Raw genomic sequence first — 19256 nt, 5'->3', positions numbered from 1 at the left:
CCGCGCCAAGCCGTCTAAAACCCCAACCCTGTGATCGAAACACCTGCAAGTTCACGCCGCTTTTTAGAGCCAGCGACCATCTCGCAACTCAAAAACATGGAGCTTCGTGCCCGCATGATTGTCGAGGGCTTTATCACGGGCTTGCACAAAAGCCCCTATCATGGCTTCTCGGTGGAGTTTGCCGAGCACCGCCCATATAACCCCGGCGACGAATTACGCCACATAGACTGGAAAGTTTTCGCCAAAACGGGTCGCTATCACGTCAAACAATACGAGGAAGAAACCAACCTGCGGCAATATGTCGTCTTAGATACCTCTTCCTCGATGCAATACAAACACCAGAATGGCGTTACGAAACTGGAATATGCCTCGTATCTGGCTGCGGCTTTTCACTATTTGATGACCCTGCAACGAGATGCGACGGGTTTGATTGGGTTTGATGAAAGGGTCCATACCTATATTCCTCCAAAGGCGACCAGTCAACATGTGCGCGGGTTGTTGTCGCAATTAGAACAATTTGTACAAAAACCCGATGCCCGAAAAACCGGGGCAGCAGCGGCGCTTCACGAGGTGGCTGAACGCATTACAAGACGTGCTTTGGTTGTGGTGATGACCGATTTGTTTGAGAATGTGGGTGAACACGAAGAACTACTTCGTGCCCTAAAACACCTACGCCACCGTAAACACGAGGTTTTGGTGTTCCATATCTTGGAATCCGGAACCGAGCGGCACTTCCGCTTCCCCGACTTGCCGATGGTCTTCCGCGATATGGAAACGGGCGAAACCCTTACCCTGCAGCCAGCCCAAATCCGAGACGCCTATACCGAGGCCGTATCGGCCTTTTCGGAATCATTCCGCCGACGTTGCAGAGAATTTAATATAGATTTTGTGGAATTGGATACGGCCACCGCCTACGACAAAGCCATGCTGCACTATCTGAACAAACGCCGAATGCTCATGTAAACGGCATCTGTCCCCCTTCGCGGATATCATATAGGAAACCCTAATTGTGGCATCCGTTTTTTATACCGCAAAACAAGGTTCATGCCCAATAAAATTCAAAAAGCAATCGAAATGATTTCTATCCGGTTTTTTAGTTTTTAACGATGTGAAGAATGGCCTATATTGATCTGCTAACCGTAAATCGAAAAACCGTTATGAACGCTTCGTTTGGATTGTTGCCTCGAATTTTGCTCTTGGGTTACTTCGCCTTCTCGGCTTGTACCCAACCCACCGAGACACCAGAAAATACCAAACCCATACTCAGTAGCGCCCAAGCCACTTCTTTGCCGCCGCTTCAGCCCATAGAACTACTGCGGAACATGCAAGCATACCAGCACAAAGAACTATTGCCTATCAAAAATTTTTCTTATGCTACAGATGAAGACCTAAGTGTCTATGTACGCAAAGAAAAACAAGGAGCAGATTCAGTCTTGCACGCCCTTACCACCAACCGTGTCACACCCGGACGCCAACGGTTAACCTGGCGAGGCAATCAATTTGAAATCTGGAATCGTGGGGGGTTTGCCAACCTAAAAAAACCCGAAAAGATTGCAGGATTTTTTACCGCACAAGGAACTGGGTTTGTGGATGGAGTCTTGTGTTATAAACTGAGTGTGGACAGAAAGCAGTTATTCACCACCGAGGAAGGTCGTTCGTTGTTCTATGATACCCAAACCACTGGAAACGGTCCATTGATTATGTTTGTGGACCCAAACAACTGGTTAATTCGTCGCTTTGAAGGACAATCCGAAGCCAAAGGAAAACCCATAACGGTCATGGTAACATGGAAAGAACCTGTTCGCTTTGGGGGGGTGCATTTTTGGCAACGACGCGAAACCGTGATCACCGGAGAAGGGGTTCTCCTCTCTACTGAAGACCGCAAACAGGTAGAGCAGATGCTTGCCGAAATGCGCCAACAACTCCGGCAAGTAGAGTCGGGAGAAATCCAACTCTCTGAACAAGACAAAACACAAGCAATAGAAGCCTTACAGACCGATATTGTTCGCACAGAAGACCAAATGCGTGCCCTGCAACAAGGCAAAATGACAGAACAGGTTTATCTGAAAAACATTCAAGTAAATAAAGGAGTGCCAGAAGCATTGTTTAATCCTAACGCGCCTGTTCCTCCACCAAAACCGCCGAATATGCAAGGCTTATCTAACTGATTTTTATCATCCTACAATAAATGTTAATCATGAAGTTATCTTTTTTTGCCATACTAAGTATGCTGCTGTTGTGGACAGGCTGTAATCCCAGTTCCTCTGGAAACGGTGGGACGAACGTAAAAGAAGTAAGCGTAACGGATGTCCTGAAACAGGTACGGGGGCGCTGTGCCGAGGACTTGGGCAAGTTTAATCACTACGCCTTGGTGCTGGAGGACGATGCCACTATCTATAACCAAAAAGTCTTGGTGGCTGGAAGTGCCAAAGCCCGTGTAGAAACCCGCGTTGCACGGAAACAAGATGGAAAAGAAACCCCTGTGGGTGACCAGAATATCTATGAAATGTGGGATCGGGCCGCATGTGCTGCTTTGGCTGATAGCGCACTAACACGTATTGCAAAAAATACCACGCTCGACAAGCCAGAAAAGGTGGATGGTGCAGACACCTATGTACTCGCCATGACGCAGTCCAGCGTCGGAACAATGGGCAGTATGGCTTTTGCTGGGATGCCCAAAACGGCTAAAATTGAGATGGTGCGGGTATTTGTGGACCAAAAACACGGCTTCATCCGGCAGATTCGTTCCAATATCACCGAGAAAATTAAAAATAAAGATAAGACCGCTACGGTCACTTCCATCTGGAGAGATTACCGCGATATCAAAGGCTTGATGATTCCGTTTGAAACCGTTTTATTAATGGAAGGCGAAGGTATTGGACTTTCTGACGCTGATAAAGCCCAGATTACCAAAGAATTAGAAGCCAATAAGCAAATGATCGCTCAATTGCCCACCAAAGAGCAACAAGAACAAGCCAAAAAAATGATCGAACGGAATGAGAAACAACTGGCAAAAACTTCGGCAAACCGTGTAGAGCAGGGCCTCAAGTTGTTGGATGCCAAGGTAAACGAACCTTTGCCACCCGGCCTGTTCTAAAACAAACAATTAAATACAAGATAGGGCTGCTTCCATAGAGACGAGGCAGCCCTTTTTTAATGTCATGCGACCAGATCGCCGAGCACCTCGTCTAAATTTCCATGTGCCATTTTCAAACCTTCTTCCATGCCCATATTCAGTACTTCTTGTAATGCTTCCGGATTAGGATATTGCACAAAGGTTTTTACCAAGGTTCCTTCCACTACATCGGTAAAGACATTTTCCCAAGTGGCTACCGGAAGTAGCCCATTGATGTTGCCCTCTTCGTCTGCAAAAGCATCTTCGCCTCTAAAGAAGACTTCTTTCAAAATCTCGGAATAGCGCTGAACAGCGCCATGCCGCTCACCATTTGGCCCCACCATTGCATAGATCCAGCGGCCTCCTTCCCTAAAGTCCATATGCTTTGTTTCACACCTCCAAGGCTTCGGGGCCCACCATTGATCCAATAAATCGGCTTCCGTCCAAGCACGCCAGACCAATGTACGGTTTGCAGCAAATATGCGACTAATTTCCAAGGAACCCTTTTGTATATCTATCATAAAAAGGGTTCCTGTAGCAGATTGATTCATTTTTTCTCTTCTGTTAAAGTTTGTAATACGTTGTCTAACTGTATAAAGCGCGATTCCCAAAGTTGCTGGAAAGGTGCAAGCCAATCGGCCACTTCTTTCATCCTAATGGGATTTAAGTGATAATACACTTCTCGCCCATTCGGCTTTGCATATACCAATTCCGCCTCAGAAAGAAGGTGTATATGTTTAGACACCGCCTGACGACTCATCTCAAAATGGGTCGCCAATGTATTGGGCGTCATTGCTTGGCAGGCAACCAAACCCAAAATAGCACGTCTTGTTGGATCAGCGATCGCCTGAAAAACGTCTCTTTGCATCACGGATATATTTTATGCAACCATACAATTGCTAATATACATGCAATTATTGGGTTGCACAACAGGATCATTGCAAATAGGTGCCATAAAATATACCGAGCACCCCGCTTTGATAAATGGATGTAGGTTGTGACGCTGGTAGCAAGAGAGCCGTATATTTATCCGTCCTTTCATCCGATAACTGGATTTAAACCCTTTTTCCAAACAGTTAATTCATGAAAACCGCTTTCTTATTTCCCGGCCAAGGTTCCCAGTTTGTGGGGATGGGCCGCGACCTATACGAACACAATACGGCTGCACGTGCCATTTTTGAAGAAGCAAACACCGTATTAGGCTTCTCTCTTACCGACCTCATGTTTGGCAAAGGGGGCAATTCTGATGCAGAAGCAGATGAACTGCGCAAAACCCAAAACACACAGCCAGCGCTCTATGTACATGCTATGGCGGCGCTGGCTGCAATGAAGGAGGTTGCGGTTTTTGAGGCTGCCGCCGGACATAGTTTGGGCGAATACTCGGCATTGGCAGCGGTGGGAGCTTGCACCTTTGCAGATGGATTACGGGCTGTACGCCTTCGCGGTGAACTGATGGCGCAGGCAGGAACAAAAAGACCGGGCACCATGGCAGCCATTCTTGGCATGGCCAACCACACCATAGAAGCCCTATGTTCGGAAGTAACCGACTTGGGCGCGGGCGTGGTACAACCAGCAAACTTCAATTCACCAGGGCAAATCGTGATTTCCGGAGATGTATCGGCAGTAGTGCAAGCAATGGCGCTTGCCACCGAAAAAGGAGCAACCAAAGTGGTCCCTCTCTCGGTATCTGGTGCCTTTCACTCCCCTTTGATGGCCTTTGCAGTTCCTGGGCTTGGTATAGGACTTCAAAAAATGGATATACGATCACCACAAGTACCCGTCTATCTGAATGTAACGGCAAAACCAGAAACGCAACCTGTGGTCATCCGAGAGATGCTCCTGGCCCAACTGACAGCGCCTGTCCGGTGGGCGCAGACTTTAGAGCAAATGAAGACCGATGGCTTTGAACGATTTGTGGAAGTTGGCGCAGGCAATGTGTTATCCGGCTTGGTGAAACGTACATTAGGTCGTAACACTCCCACCGTACAAGTGGGTACACTGGACCAACTGGCCAAATTCCTTGGCTAACGCCGCCTTAAAAAGCCAGGACAGCACGCACACCCACGCCATTGGGAGCAACCGAAAAGGATTGTAAGCGGGAATGGTACTTCTGTAGGGAGCGCGGAATGGTCACCATATTGTATAATGTTCCGCCAAAAACAAGTGCCATTCCCACCGATTTATGGCGCAGCTCTTGTCCTGCCGAAAGAGGATTCGTCTCGCGTCGTGCGTCCGGACGCGCTATCAGGACCAAGCCACCCACACGGAGGACACTTCCTAGTATTCCGCGTTTCCAATCACCCGCATATAGATTTCCAACGGCCGGCCCAAACGCCAAACCACCAGCCAAAAGCATCGCACCCGGCATGGAGCCAGCACCTTGGTCTAATTTTAATATCCCTGCACCACCTGCCAAAGAGATCGCCGTCGAAGAAGCCATCCAGCCATAAGCATCAAGGGTAGATTTTGCTTTACGAAGGGTTCTATCGGTAAACGCAGATTGTTCAATGACTTCCCCCGTAAGTTCTACGGGCGCCATAGATGCAACATCGGAGCGCCTAAGCTCCCAAACTTTCCCGGAGTGGCTGCGGATGGTAAGGAAATGAGAGGTTTCCTCAAGGACAGTTCCAAGCAAGAAACCACCTTTGGTAAAGGTAATTCGGTAAAGAGGACGATCTGCTTGGGCAAACAAGAAAACAGGAACAAAGACAAACAACAAAGGGGCCGTTTTGAAAAAACGAACGAACATGGCGGTGTAAATTTAGTGAGGATTGAGGAACTTATGAGCGTAATGAAATAAGGCGCTTGCCTTCGTCCAAATGGGTTAATTGCAGACAAACCGCATCGGCAGGCAACCATTTTACAACACGCTCCGGCCATTCGATGATGCAAACCCCCTTTCCGTAAAAATATTCCTCAAAACCCAACTCCAGAAAAGCTGTAGGGTGCTCTATGCGATACGCATCAAAATGGTAAACAGGAAAATTATTGCCCTGATATTCATTCACCACCGTAAACGTGGGACTGTTTACCATGTCATGCGGAATCCCCCATCCCATACAAAGACCTTTGACCAAATGTGTTTTTCCTGCCCCCATTTCCCCATACAAAGCCAATACACTACCCGGCAACAACAAGGGTGCAAGCAACCTCCCGATATCAAGGGTTTCGGTAACAGACAAAGAGGTATAAGGGAGTAGGGACGTAAATTTAGCAGGCATCTTCATGTTTGGGGTCAACCATCTTAATACAAGGCGCTTGGGCTATTATAACATACAAAAAAAGCCCCTTGCGGGGCCGATACCTAACGTTTGAACTTTTTATAAACCGAAGTCATCCGGTCTCGCGAGATTAGTTGCATATAATCCGCAAGCTCACGCTTTTGCTTCTCCGAAAGCCGATCATCGCCCAAGATTTGATACAAGACCTTGGTTTTGTCCTTGCTGCTGGAGAGTTTTGCCTTATAAGAGGTTACCAATAACATAGTTGTGGTGGTGATGTATGATGTAAGAATACAGACCCGATCGGTATTACTCCCATTACAGATTGGGCCTACGTAAGATGCAGGGACTAGCAAAGGCGTTTAACATAATACGCTTTGCATGGCTTTTGTAGCTCAATTATATAGAGGCGGAGGATGCTGGAATACAGCAGAAGAAAGTTTTGTGCAGATAAGTGACAATATGTAAGACACATAAAGTACATTCATAAAATACAACCTAAAAAAACCTAAAGCGATCGAAAAGGAACGATTAATAACATTTTTTTCTTGTACGCAACCAATTTTATATTATACTGGTTTAAAGGCATTACTCTTCCATACTTCTTATTATCCTATCCGACATGAAAAAAACAATCCTCTGCCTTCTTCTTTTGCCAATGAGCGCCTTTTCACAGGCCTTGTCAGATTCTACTCAGCTGCTTCAAGATCTCCGCTGGCTCTCATCCGACATTCTTGGTGGCCGTCGTCCGGACTCGCCTGGTGGACGAGCAGCGGCCCAGTATATATCGGCTTTTTTTGCCTCTCATAACCTAAAGTTCTTTAAAGACGAATATTTCCATCCATTTACGGTCAGCCGTGGGAATGCGTCCTTAAGTGGGAAAAATGTCATTGGCTACATCGAGGGGGCAGAACAACCCCAAATCTGGATGGTCATCTCCGCGCACTACGACCATGTCGGAACGATGAACAATCAGGTTTATAATGGCGCCGACGACAATGCAAGCGGAACTGCGGGGCTACTGCAAATAGCTGCCTATTTTAGCAAGAACAAACCCAAACACTCAATTCTCTTTGCCGCATGGGATGCCGAGGAGATGGGTTTGCAGGGAGCGCGGGCATTTATGCAAGAACCAGCGGTTCCGGTAGATCAAATTGCCCTCAACCTGAACATGGACATGATTTCTCGAAACGAGCAGAAAGAGATGTATATCACGGGCACCCATCCCTATCCTTTTCTAAAATCCATCGCCGAGGAAGGAACACGGCAAAGCAAGATTCAGATTCGCTATGGACATGACCGGCCAGAAGATCATGGCGCACAAAACTGGGTTTCGGCCTCAGATCATGGTGTGTTTCATCAGGCCGGAGTTCCTTTTTTATACTTTGGTGTGGAAGACCACCCCGACTACCACCGCCCCACTGATGACTTTGAGCGCATCATGCCTTCCTTTTATTTCCAAGCCGTTCAGACGATCCTTCAGGTGGCCATTTCGATGGATCAGCATTTGGATACGGTGATGATTCATCGGAAAGAAGCGGTAGCAAAGTAATAAACAACGTACACTGTGCCCAGCTATGCAATTAAAAAACGGCTCCTTCTGTTTATGAAGGAGCCGTTTTTTATGCCAACCAATACACATAGCAGTTCAAATTAGCCATTCCAAGAAGCTTGTGGCCGCAAAAAAGGCACTATAATGATTCCGATTGTTATGTGATGAACGCTTCTTAGATCGGCGAGAAGGAGTATCAGGATTATTTAAACTAGGCGTATTATCCGCATCATAATTTTCGTAAGTCTTACGTTCACCCGTGGTATAAACCGTTGCAGTGCGGTTCTCGTAGCATTTTAGCTGCAACACACCCCAAAAAAGGAAGGTTTTTTTCTGTGCGTTGAAAGACCCTAATCCGGGAATAAGCGCAAGCCTTCGCCACTTTACAGGGCGGGTGGCATTAATTTCTATGGTGATCCGGCGGGGGAAAAGTCCGAAGTTAACGGCAATGGTTTTCCATTTACCAGTCCTAAGGTGGTAAGCACGGTGACTGCTCATTTCAACAAATAGTGGGCGGGTGTGGTATAATCCAATCTCACTGAAGAGCTTGAAGTACAATGATAGTAAATTACAACCAAAATACAACCCGAATCGGGTTTATACAATGTAAATCCGATCCGAGCAAATAATAGACACCCACAACCTCCAAACGCAAAAAAGGTTTCAGACCCTGTTATCTGCCAAACAATTGCAAAAGCGTGGACTGAATGAGGCCCATCCCTTCTGCAATACCGTTTTCATCTATTGTCAAGGCTGTTCTGAAACGCACCGTACGCGTACCACATCCCAAAATAATGAGGCCATTATCATAGCAAAGATGTCTGAATTTTTCACGAATATCAGTTGAAGGTAAATCAAAAGCACACATCAGTCCCAAACCACGCGGATTTTCCACTTCCTCAAAGGTATCTGCCAACGCCCGAATTTCCTTCATGAGCAGGCTGCCCATATGCCGGACATTTTGTAATAGTTTTTTTTGTTCAATCACTTCAAGTGCTTTTTCGGAGCGTACCATATCTACTAAACTGCCACCCCAAGTGGAGTTGATGCGGCTATGTTTCTCGAATACATTTTCCCGCACTTCCCGTATCCGATCTCCGGCCAAAATACCACAAACCTGCATTTTTTTACCAAATACCAGAATATCTGGCTTAACACCCGTTTGTTCGTGCATCCAAAACGTGCCTGTAAGGCCTACACCCGTCTGCACTTCATCAAAGATGAGAAGCGCCTCGTTTTCATCTGCCAAATCGCGTAAGGCTTTCAAGAATTCCTGTCGGAAGTGATTGTCTCCCCCTTCTGCCTGAATAGGCTCAATGATGATGGCGGCAATATCATCAGGATTATCCGCAAAGTGACGCTTGATTTGGGCAATGGCTATTGTTTCACGAGCAATAACTTCATCCAAGTTCCCTTTTGTAGGCAGTTCGTTGGCATGTGGAGAAACCACGCGGCACCAGTCGAACTTCGGAAAAAGGGCCACTTTGTTCGGATCTGTATTCGTGAGCGTCATCGTATAACCACTACGCCCATGGAATGCCTGTTCAAAGTAGATGACTTTGTGCCCTCGCTCTGAGCGGTATCCTTTGGCAAAATTTTTCCGCACCTTCCAGTCGAAAGCTGCTTTTAGGGCATTTTCCACGGCGAGTGCCCCTCCCGAAATCATAAACAGATTGGGGAGATAGTCTGGGATACCCACCCGTGAGAACGTATCTACAAAGCGGGCCATATGTTCTGTATAGAGGTCCGAGTTTGAGACTTTGTTCAACGCAGCATCCATCAAGCGGTCTAAAAAGTCTTGGTCTTCACGAAATTCCGGTGGATTAAGCCCAAGTGGTACCGAGGCGAAGAAGGTAAAATAATCTATGTACCGTTTTTGGGTGAGTTTATCATAGATGTACAAACCCTGACTGCGCGACATGTCCAAGACCATCGGCATACCATCTGCCAGCATATGGCGATGTAGCGTGCGGTGTACGTCTTCTGCGGGAAAGATGGGGGATACAGAATGAACCATGGGTGTGCTCCGGATTAAGGTATAAGGGAAAAATATTGGACTGTTCAAAAAAACAGCCCGGACACAACCAGCCGGAAGCCAACGTTAAAGGGGACGTTCAGAAAATAGGTCTGCGGCATGATTGCGCCCATGGCGATCATGGAAGCGGTGAGAGGCAAGGTCGTCACTGGGTGAACACCCAAAAAGCTTCGCAAACCATTTGAAGAAAAAAATGATAATTGGATCGTAGATAAGATACGAACTTCGTACATAAAGAAACACCCCCGTCGGATCATTTCTTATATTGATCGTAAAAGTGGATTGTTTTTTTTTGACCCAATTGCACTAAAATGCCAAAAACGTTTCCCCAAGCCCCCCCTCCGTCCATAGGAGACGGACTGGATATGATTGAACTACCGGTGATTCAAAAGCCGTTGGTGGAAAATGTGCAAGGCAAACGACCGGATTGGCTGCGGGTACGGTTGCCTTACGGCCAAACGTTTAACCATGTCAATCAGATCATCGAAGACCATAGCCTGCACACAGTCTGCAAGAGTGCCCGTTGCCCCAATATGGGGGAATGTTGGAGTGCCGGGACCGCTACGTTTATGATCTTGGGAGATATTTGTACCCGAAGTTGCGGTTTCTGTGCCGTAAAAACAGGTCGGGCGTTGCAATACGAATTGGATTATGACGAACCTCGGCGGGTAGCCGAAGCGGCTAAACTCATGGGGTTGAGGCATACGGTGGTCACCAGCATCAACCGCGACGACCGGAAAGACGGGGGCGCACCCATTTTCGCCGAAACGATCCGGCTGATTCGCGAATACCAACCTGGTTGTACCGTAGAAGTATTAATCCCTGATTTTCGCGGATTGTGGGATGCCCTGCAACTGGTGATTGATGCTCGGCCCGAATTGATGAACCATAACATGGAAACCGTGCCGCGTTTATACCGCCGAGTACGCCCACAGGCCAATTATCAGCGCTCTTTAGAGGTGTTAAGGCGCTCCAAGGAAGCGGGACTCCGAACAAAGAGCGGCATTATGGTGGGTCTTGGCGAAACGGACGAGGAAGTGGTGGCGCTGATGAAAGACTTGGTAGCTGTCGGGTTGGATGTGATGACGATTGGGCAATACCTGCAACCCACCAAAATGCACCTGCCCGTAGAAGCCTTCGTTCACCCAGAAAAATTCCGGTGGTATAAGGAAATAGGCGAAGCATTGGGGCTTGGTCACGTAGAAAGCGGCCCGCTGGTGCGGTCGTCGTATCATGCAGAGCGCCATGTTTGAGCGACGGCTTCGTTGGTGTTGGATGGTTCTGATCTTGGGCAGTTCCTCGTCGTGTACGTCGCCTGGCGCATTGCCGCACCTCCAACTTAGGTATTCTTCAGGCGAATCCATAAATATTCCAAACCTTCGTGGAAAAGTGGTGGTCTTGGATTTTTGGGCCTCTTGGTGCGGCCCATGTGTGCGGATTATGCCACAATTGCAACGCCTCTACGAACGCTATGAACAACATCCGAAAGTAGCTTTTGTGGCTATCAATCATTCGGAAACCCCGCAAGAAGCCGAGGCTTTTTTACAACGACTTGGTATTCGGTATCCCAACTATTACGATATAGACCGGAAAACCTCGGCGTATTTTCGGGTTGTAGGTCTCCCAACCACCATTATGCTGTCACCCAAAGGCGAGATTGCATTTATTCACCGTGGTTTTAATCCGCATGACGATGTGGCAGCCTTGCTCTCGCGAGAAGTTGAGGCGCTTCTGGTTCCTTGACTTCTATTCAATCATTATCCCATATCCCTTTTATGAATTCTTTCGACTGTATTATCGTTGGTGCCGGGCCGGGGGGCAGTACGGCGGCGGCATGTGCTGCCCGTGCGGGCTTGAGCGTTTTACTCATAGACAAAGACCTCTTCCCCCGCGACAAAATATGTGGCGATGCGATTTCCGGAAAAAGCATGTCTGTCATCAAACGGTTGGGCATGACAGAGGCCCTACAAAATAGCACCAGTTTACCTTCTTGGGGGGTAACATTCAGCGGACCTTACGGCGACCAGGTGTCTATTCCATTTACCAAAGAGCTTAACAAACCTGTGGCACCGGGCTATATTTGTCGGCGCGAATTTTTTGATGCCTTGGTCTTTGAACAAGCACAAGAGGCGGGGGCTACCATCTGGTTACAAACGACCTTTACAGGCTTGTTACAGGAAAACGGTACTATAAGAGGTATTACGACCAAAGCCGCTGATGGAACGGAGAAACAGGCATTTGCGCCTTTGGTGATCGGTGCCGATGGGGCCTACTCGGCAGTGGCAAAGTCGCTGGGGATGAATCAGTTAGACGAGACCCATTATTGTGGTGGACTGCGGGCGTATTATAAAGGGGTAACAGGCTTTCATCCGCAAAACCATGTTGAATTGCACTTTGTGGACGAGGCCGTTCCTGGTTATTTCTGGATTTTCCCAATGCCCAATGGCGAGGCCAATGTGGGCGTGGGGATGCTGAGTTCGGAAATTAAAAGCCGAAAAGTGAAGTTAAAATCCTTATTAGATAAACTGATTGCCCATCCACGCTTTCGGGATCGGTTTACCCATGCCGAGGCGATCGGCCCTGTAAAAGGGTGGGGCTTGCCACTGGGATCGCGTCCGCGTACAATGGCCGGAGACGGTTGGTTGCTGCTGGGAGATGCCGCCAGTTTAATAGACCCCTTCACCGGCGAGGGTATCGGAAATGCGATGGTAAGCGGCGAACAAGCCGCTATTTGGGCAAAAAAAGCAATGGATACCCAACGGTACGATGCCGCTTTTTTGTCTGGTTACGAAACCGAAGTTCTCCGCATCCTCACCGATGAGTTACGCTTGAGTCATTGGATGCAGCGCCTGACCAATTGGAAGTGGCTGCTCAATACAGTTATTGCCAAAGCCTCGCGGGATCCCAAAATTGCCGATACCATTTCCTGTATGTTTGACGACCATGACCAACGGAAACAACTTATTTCCCCAATGTTTTACCTCCGGTTGCTCATGGCTTAAGCCTGAAACTTTGGAACGGTTTTCAAAATCCCCTCACGCATTATTGCCAAAACAAACCGTAACTTCATGGCTTCATCCGAACACATATTGAACGCGAAGCGTTTAAGCGCTGTTTTTACTTAACCCTTTTCCACTTACTCCCCTACACAATATGGATCCGAACAACCCTTTTATGTCGTTTCTACCGCTGGTACTCATCATGCTGGTCTTTTATTTTCTAATTTTGCGACCACAGCAAAAGAAAGAAAAAGAGCGGAAAGAGCAAATCAATGCCCTTCAAAAAGGGGACGAGGTACTCACGGTAGGGGGCATCTTCGGCAAAGTAACTGAAGTAGCTGAAGGCCACGTGATGGTTCAGATAGATACCAATGTAAAAGTACGAATTGCCAAAAATGCCGTTCAAGACGTCGTCGGTAAATCAAAAAATTGATCTCACCCAAGCAGGGCAATCTTTGAGGATTGCCCTGTTGTTTTTTTGAGTGCATATGCAGACCAACTATCGGTTCCATACTATTTCGGAAGCTATCGAAGATATTCGCGCCGGGCGATTGGTGATTGTAGTGGATGATGAAGACCGCGAAAATGAAGGCGATTTCTTGGGGGCGGCTGAAAAGATGACCCCAGAATTAATTAATTTTATGGCCACATATGGTCGGGGTCTTATTTGTGCACCCATTACCCGTCAACGAGCGACGGAATTGGAACTGGACCTCATGGTGACAGAGAATACAGCCATTCACGAAACGCCCTTTACCATTTCAATAGATTATAAACTTGCAGGTACCACCACGGGCATCTCGGCATATGACCGATATGCAACCGTTAAGGCCCTAACCGATGTGAAAGCACGGCCTTCGGACTTTGGTCGGCCAGGTCATATTTTTCCATTGCGGGCAGTAGAGGGCGGTGTATTACGCCGCGCCGGACATACCGAAGCCGCCGTGGATTTGGTCCGTATGGCGGGTTTGTATCCGGCGGGGGTTATTGTGGAAATTCTAAATGAAGATGGCACAATGGCCCGTGTCCCACAACTGATGGATTTAGCGTCGCAGTTTGGGATGAAAATCATCACCATCAAAGACCTAATTGCCTACCGGATGAAACAAGAGAAGTTGGTGAGCCGAATCATTGAGGTGGATATGCCTACGCGCTTTGGACACTTCACCATGGTTGCCTACGAAGAACGGCTTACGGGTGATAATCACCTTGCCATTGTAAAAGGCACATGGGACGAAGGCGAGCCCGTTTTGGTGCGGGTCCATTCCCAATGTGTAACCGGAGACATTTTTGGCTCTATGCGTTGCGATTGCGGAGACCAACTTGCCACAGCATTGCGGATGATTGAGGCCGAAGGAAAAGGCGTGGTGCTCTACATGAAGCAGGAAGGGCGTGGAATCGGATTGATCAACAAACTTCGGGCATATCAGCTACAAGAACAAGGAATGGATACGGTGGAGGCCAATTTGGCACTTGGGTTCAAAATGGATCAACGAGACTATGGCATTGGCTGCCAGATTTTGCGCAACCTTGGGGTAAGCAAACTTCGGCTGATCACCAATAACCCCACTAAACGCATTGCACTTTCGGGTTATGGATTGGAAATTATAGAGCGTGTACCCATCGAGATTCCCCCTAATGAGGTCAATGAACAATACCTGCGCACTAAGCGCGACCGGATGGGACACGAGATAATGAACGAATCCGACTCAGGCATACACCATAACCAGATTTTGCAAGACTTATTGGGGTAGCGTAGCACTCGTTTAGATCATGCAAAACAGAATCTGGTATAAGTTGGGCACGTAGTAGATCCATCTGGCTACAAAATAGCCTTGTCGTATCAACAACGAGGCTATTGGAAATCAAACCGCCCTTTTATCATCAATGCACGAACGTATCTTTGTCGTCGTCTTCGAATGCAGGATTTGCAGCCAACGATAAAATCAACAATCCGAGAAGGGCAGACAATACCGAGCCAATGAGGATGGCGAGTTTTGCCACATTGAGCATAGCGCCTTCCGAAAAAGAAAGCGAAGCAATAAAGAGCGACATCGTAAACCCAATACCAGCTGTAAAACCTAACCCAGCAATTTGGTACCAAGAAGCATTTTGCGGTTGCTTCGTAAGTCCTAACTTTACCGAAAGATAGGTCATTCCTAAAATACCAACTGGCTTCCCAATCATCAGTCCAAGGACGATGCCATAGCTGAGGCTACTAAACACCATGCCCAATTCATCAAACGGAATTAAAATCGCCGTATTCGCCAAGGCAAAAACAGGGAGAATTCCATAATGTACGGGTTTGTGTAACGCATGTTCTAAGTCTTCTACCTTTCCAAGCGGGATAGTCAGGGCCAATAGAACCCCCGCTATGGTAGCGTGAATGCCAGACTTCAGGATGAGAAACCAAAGGATTATCCCCAGAATGGCGTAGGGAGTCATCTGCTTGACGCCCCCTTTGTTCAAGAGAAATAGCCCCCCCATCACCAAAACGGCAAGCCCCAACATCCCAAATTGGATACCTGAAGAATAGAACACTGCAATAATAAGAATGGCCGCAAGATCGTCTATAATCGCGAGTGCCGTTAGAAAAACTTTTAATGCCAGCGGTACCCGTTTCCCAAGCAAGGATAAGACACCCAAGGAAAAGGCAATATCGGTGGCGGTTGGGATGGCCCAGCCAGCCATATACGGAGAACCCCAATTAAAACTTGTAAAAATGAGCGCCGGCACCACCAACCCCCCCACTGCCGCCATTGCAGGCAATAAGGCTTTTTGGGTATCCGACAATTCGCCTTGGAGCAACTCCCTTTTGATTTCCAGTCCTACCAAAAAGAAAAACAAGACCATTAGGCCATCATTAATCCAATGACCCAGAGATTTTTCGAGTATGCCCGCTCCCACCTGAATCTGCCAAAATTGTTGATAGGCCGCTCCGAGAGCGCCATTGGTCAGGGTAATAGATACCAACGTAGCCAGCACCAGTAAAATCCCAGATAGTTTCCCATCTTCTGACCATTCTTTGATGGGATGAATAAAAGGGTGCATTAATTTCTTAACCATAGGCGTTGTATTTTAAAGGTTTAGGACAAGGAAACACAACGAATATCTTGCATACAAGAAGCAAGCGATTTCTAACCCCTACGTATCAAAGAGGCAGAACGTTCCAACTGGTTGTACGATTCTTGATGAAGGAAACGGGAATATGGCTAAAGTCCCAAACCAACCGAGAATAAAATACGACGGTTTTGTGGGATGGTAAAGCGTTCTTGTCCCCAGGAATAGGTTCGGGCACCAAAGGTGCGAACCGTTGGATCAGCGCCACTATAGCGAGAGAACAGCCCTAAATGGGTGACCTGTAAGCCCAGCGTGAGACGTTTCAGGTGTCCTTCACCACGTTTGGCGTGAAGGCGGGTGTGGTTATAACGTAATTGCACTGCCGAAAGCCGTATATAATCGGCCCGTTCTACGAAGTTTCCGGCAAAGTTGGGGTCCGCTTGGGCAACACGGAGTGCTGCTTGGTTATAGGTTTCTGTACCGGGCAGCAGCGGTGTAACATCATTACGCACCGCCAATCCGATTTGCGCCCGTGCTATATTTATGGCTTGGTCACCGTTTTCACTGATTCGGAAGTGTCGGGAGCCATTATAAACCGAGACGCCCTGTGCTCCTTCGACCGTGGCTCCCATCTGCCAATTTCGCCATTGCGCGTTTAGTTCGAGCACGCTTGTCCATGCAGGTTGTGCATTTCCCAGAAAAGCATTCCCGTTTGCATCCACCGTTTTCCCATTATAGGTCGTGCCTGGTGCAGTAGTAACCGGATGAAGATACTTTTGGGTGAGTGGGTCAAATGCTGCGGCCACCACAACTGGTGCATAAAATGACAGCCGTGCCAATCCGGGCTTGATAACATTGAGCTTGTTGGCATCATATATATCCGGCGTGTTGCCGAGGGTTTCTACGCGGTTTCGTTGCCCATGAAGGCCCATGGTAAGCCTTATTCCGGCTTCAGAAGACCGGAATAAGGCACTGGTCACTCGTGCAACAACACCATACCCCACCGAGGCACCCCCATTCTGAGGCAATAAAACATTTCCCAATCCAGAAGAGGGTACAGGCAAGGCATAGACCACCCCGTCGGTTATGTGCTGGCGATAGATCAAGGCATAAAAATCCAATTTATCCAGCCATTTGTTTATAAATCCGAGTTCCAGCTCTCGCATACGCTCCGGTTTAAGAACATCATTTCCGACAGAAGAAACCACCCACCCGTTACCGAACCCACCTGGCACACTCACCCAAAAAGTTCCTCTGGCATCTAAGGCATTGGGCAGATTTCCTGCTTCGCCATAGGACAGATAAATAGAACTTTGGCTTTTGGGTAAGAAAGAAAGGTTTAGTGGATAAGTCAAACGGGCATAGGGAAACACGACCCATTTCACCTCTTTCCCAATTCGGTCGGCATCATCGTAGGCAAGCCCCAGCCGGAGCCGCATTCCACTTCGCCACGTCACGTCTTCTTGTATAAAAATACCCATTTCACGTTGTCCAGTACGTGCTTCCTCGTTTGCAATCACATCACGACCTGTCCCTACATTGGTGGGATCACCCTCTGTGAACCCATCTTTGGTGATCAATAAATGATAGGCATTAACATCAAATGCACGAATTCCAGCTTCTGTTGAAAGAGAAAAGACCCCTGGTTTGTCGTAAACATGGCGTAAGGAGGCTTCATAGGTAAAGGCCGCCGATTTTCGGCTGATGACAGCTCTTCGCACCAGACCAATGCCTACTCTTGCATTGGGTGGACGGTTTTGCTCGCCTTGCAAATCGGTACCTTCATAACCCATTTTACCACGAATGAATACATGGGGAATAGGCTCTAATTGAACATTTATATGTGCCAAGGTGCGTCGTTGTTCATGCAATGTCGTGAACCGTCGTATAAGGCTGCTGTCCGCAAGACCATAGGGCGCATTGGTTCCAGTGGTATTAAGCAAATAGCCATAGACACTGGCACCGCCTTGCGGAGATCCGGTCTCGGCCTGACCATGGGCAAGCATGGCAGTAAGGCGTAAGGTAGGAAAAGGCTGGGTAACCAGATGTAAACGAGCGCCGCGTTCGCGCAAGCCATCGTTAAGCATAGCACCATCCGAGCGGCCCACATAGCCGCTTGCAAAATATTGTGTTTCGTCACGCCCCCCTTCAAAACGCAGATTGTGGCGTACAATAGACCCATTTCTTAGTCCTGTATTCGCAACATCCGGGTTCGATGCGGTGGAGAAGTCAAAAGGTGAAGCCAAACGATGTTGCCCTAAATCGGTGTGATAGCTGGCACGGGTTTCACCTGATTTACCGGATCGTGTTGTTAAGAGAATGGCCCCTGCACCCGCAGACACACCCAAACGGGCAGATGCAGCCGGGCCAGCAAGACAAGTAACTTCTTCGATGTCTTCAGTCTTTAAGTCAGTAAGTGCCGAGACCCGTTCTCCACCCAGTTCCAGAAAGCGATACTCTTCGTTTTCCAACCGTATGCCATCAATAAAAACAAGTGGTGGCGCCGTCGCCGTCAGGCCACCACCATTCCGGAACGCCATAAAAAGTCCACTGCTCTGGCTACCAGACGAGGGCATCACCCACAAATCGGGGCAAGACGCTTGTAACCGCTGGGCTACGCTAAAATAGACAAATGAGGGGGAGGGTATGGCATAGACCGGATCAGCATCTGGTGTTGTGGGTTGCATAGGCGGCGAGGGAGGAGGCATTGACGGTCTTGGTACCAGACGAATATCCGGATTGGCTGTCTCCCGTGGCTTCATGGGTACATCGGACAGACTGACCTTTCCAATGGGGCGAAGGCCAATATCCACCAGAATGTCTGCAGTTTTGACCGTGACCGTCTTACTCGCCGGATCGTAGCTCGGGAGGTTGACACTGAGGGTATAGTTTCCGGCACGTATCCGCGAAAAAGTATAGTTTCCACGTTCATCCGTATAGATACTTTGCCCACCGGGTTGTAAAAAAACACGCGCCTTGAGCGGAAGACCCGTAGAGGCATCATATACCGCACCAACTATGCGCAATCCTTGTGCTTGTATGGCAAGCGGGAGCGCGATAAATACTCCCCAAAATACCAAAAGTAAAAAGAAAGTTCGTCTCATGGTCGAGGTAGCTGTAAGGAAAAGGTTTCCCATATTTTGTGAGAAAATACAGTGCCAAAATTTATTACCACATTCATTTTTCTATTGTATTCTCCCAAGAATCCCTTGAACAGGGAAAACAAATCTTTTCCCTCCCGTTTAATCCGATAATTTTTGTATGATTTGATCGT

At 47.9% G+C, this 19256-nt stretch carries 19 protein-coding genes; 10 read left to right on the top strand and 9 right to left on the bottom strand.

What is annotated here, in order from left to right; translation table 11 throughout:
* The first annotated feature begins 96 nt into the window (after positions 1-96).
* The 3 genes from JNN12_16465 (at position 97) to JNN12_16455 (ending at position 3097) form a co-directional block, all read left to right on the top strand.
* Complete coding sequence (locus JNN12_16465) at positions 97-963, top strand: DUF58 domain-containing protein (protein MBL7979933.1); 867 nt, start codon at positions 97-99, stop codon at positions 961-963.
* Between the two features lie 194 nt (positions 964-1157).
* Entirely contained in the window at positions 1158-2168 is a 1011-nt protein-coding gene (locus JNN12_16460; GenBank protein MBL7979932.1) for a hypothetical protein, read from the top strand.
* Positions 2169-2197: 29 nt separating this feature from the next.
* Positions 2198-3097 (top strand): hypothetical protein, encoded by a 900-nt coding sequence (locus JNN12_16455; protein MBL7979931.1) that lies wholly within the window; start codon positions 2198-2200, stop codon positions 3095-3097.
* A gap of 62 nt (positions 3098-3159) precedes the next feature.
* On the opposite strand, the gene JNN12_16450 is transcribed toward JNN12_16455, so the two are convergent.
* Positions 3160-3666 carry an SRPBCC domain-containing protein gene (locus JNN12_16450; protein MBL7979930.1) on the bottom strand — a complete coding sequence of 169 codons (507 nt, stop codon included), beginning with the start codon at positions 3664-3666 and terminating at the stop codon, positions 3160-3162.
* Positions 3663-3983 (bottom strand): winged helix-turn-helix transcriptional regulator, encoded by a 321-nt coding sequence (locus tag JNN12_16445; protein MBL7979929.1) that lies wholly within the window; start codon positions 3981-3983, stop codon positions 3663-3665. Before JNN12_16445 ends, JNN12_16450 begins: the two co-directional genes overlap by 4 nt.
* Positions 3984-4198: 215 nt before the next feature.
* On the opposite strand from JNN12_16445, the gene fabD reads away from it, so the two are divergent.
* Positions 4199-5143, top strand: coding sequence for an ACP S-malonyltransferase (gene fabD, locus JNN12_16440; GenBank protein MBL7979928.1), 945 nt, complete (start codon positions 4199-4201; stop codon positions 5141-5143).
* Between the two features lie 7 nt (positions 5144-5150).
* Here the strand turns inward: fabD and JNN12_16435 are convergent, their stop codons facing one another.
* The 3 genes from JNN12_16435 to JNN12_16425 form a co-directional block, all read right to left on the bottom strand.
* Positions 5151-5864, bottom strand: a complete 714-nt coding sequence (locus JNN12_16435) for a hypothetical protein (protein ID MBL7979927.1) — start codon at positions 5862-5864, stop codon at positions 5151-5153.
* A 31-nt stretch (positions 5865-5895) separates the two neighbouring features.
* Positions 5896-6342, bottom strand: coding sequence for a tRNA (adenosine(37)-N6)-threonylcarbamoyltransferase complex ATPase subunit type 1 TsaE (gene tsaE / locus JNN12_16430; protein MBL7979926.1), 447 nt, complete (start codon positions 6340-6342; stop codon positions 5896-5898).
* Positions 6343-6419: 77 nt separating this feature from the next.
* Positions 6420-6692, bottom strand: coding sequence for a hypothetical protein (locus JNN12_16425; protein ID MBL7979925.1), 273 nt, complete (start codon positions 6690-6692; stop codon positions 6420-6422).
* A 266-nt stretch (positions 6693-6958) separates the two neighbouring features.
* On the opposite strand from JNN12_16425, the gene JNN12_16420 reads away from it, so the two are divergent.
* Entirely contained in the window at positions 6959-7888 is a 930-nt protein-coding gene (locus JNN12_16420; GenBank protein MBL7979924.1) for a M28 family peptidase, read from the top strand.
* Positions 7889-7984: 96 nt separating this feature from the next.
* Here JNN12_16420 and JNN12_16415 read toward each other — a convergent pair whose 3' ends face one another.
* Positions 7985-8386 carry a hypothetical protein gene (locus JNN12_16415; GenBank protein MBL7979923.1) on the bottom strand — a complete coding sequence of 134 codons (402 nt, stop codon included), beginning with the start codon at positions 8384-8386 and terminating at the stop codon, positions 7985-7987.
* A gap of 175 nt (positions 8387-8561) precedes the next feature.
* Positions 8562-9905 carry an L-lysine 6-transaminase gene (locus JNN12_16410; protein MBL7979922.1) on the bottom strand — a complete coding sequence of 448 codons (1344 nt, stop codon included), beginning with the start codon at positions 9903-9905 and terminating at the stop codon, positions 8562-8564.
* A 383-nt stretch (positions 9906-10288) separates the two neighbouring features.
* Between JNN12_16410 and lipA the strand changes: the two genes are divergently transcribed.
* The 5 genes from lipA (at position 10289) to JNN12_16385 (ending at position 14676) form a co-directional block, all read left to right on the top strand.
* Positions 10289-11176, top strand: a complete 888-nt coding sequence (gene lipA / locus JNN12_16405) for a lipoyl synthase (GenBank protein MBL7979921.1) — start codon at positions 10289-10291, stop codon at positions 11174-11176.
* On the top strand, positions 11157-11666 hold the full coding sequence (locus tag JNN12_16400) for a TlpA family protein disulfide reductase (GenBank protein MBL7979920.1): 510 nt from the start codon (positions 11157-11159) through the stop codon (positions 11664-11666). The genes lipA and JNN12_16400 overlap by 20 nt, the downstream gene beginning before the upstream one ends.
* Before the next feature lie 32 nt (positions 11667-11698).
* On the top strand, positions 11699-12925 hold the full coding sequence (locus tag JNN12_16395) for a geranylgeranyl reductase family protein (protein ID MBL7979919.1): 1227 nt from the start codon (positions 11699-11701) through the stop codon (positions 12923-12925).
* A gap of 151 nt (positions 12926-13076) precedes the next feature.
* Positions 13077-13355, top strand: a complete 279-nt coding sequence (gene yajC / locus JNN12_16390; protein MBL7979918.1) for a preprotein translocase subunit YajC — start codon at positions 13077-13079, stop codon at positions 13353-13355.
* A 55-nt stretch (positions 13356-13410) separates the two neighbouring features.
* Positions 13411-14676, top strand: coding sequence for a bifunctional 3,4-dihydroxy-2-butanone-4-phosphate synthase/GTP cyclohydrolase II (locus JNN12_16385; GenBank protein MBL7979917.1), 1266 nt, complete (start codon positions 13411-13413; stop codon positions 14674-14676).
* 130 nt (positions 14677-14806) lie between these two features.
* Here the strand turns inward: JNN12_16385 and nhaA are convergent, their stop codons facing one another.
* Together nhaA and JNN12_16375 are read right to left on the bottom strand one after the other, a co-directional pair.
* Positions 14807-15973 carry a Na+/H+ antiporter NhaA gene (gene nhaA / locus JNN12_16380; GenBank protein MBL7979916.1) on the bottom strand — a complete coding sequence of 389 codons (1167 nt, stop codon included), beginning with the start codon at positions 15971-15973 and terminating at the stop codon, positions 14807-14809.
* A gap of 161 nt (positions 15974-16134) precedes the next feature.
* Complete coding sequence (locus JNN12_16375) at positions 16135-19086, bottom strand: TonB-dependent receptor (GenBank protein ID MBL7979915.1); 2952 nt, start codon at positions 19084-19086, stop codon at positions 16135-16137.
* Positions 19087-19256 lie beyond the last annotated feature (170 nt).

Source organism: Bacteroidetes Order II. bacterium, from assembly GCA_016788705.1.
Taxonomy (GTDB): domain Bacteria; phylum Bacteroidota; class Rhodothermia; order Rhodothermales; family UBA2364; genus UBA2364.
Note: the sequence above shows the minus strand (reverse complement) of the source record. Positions and strands in the feature narration are given on the sequence as shown.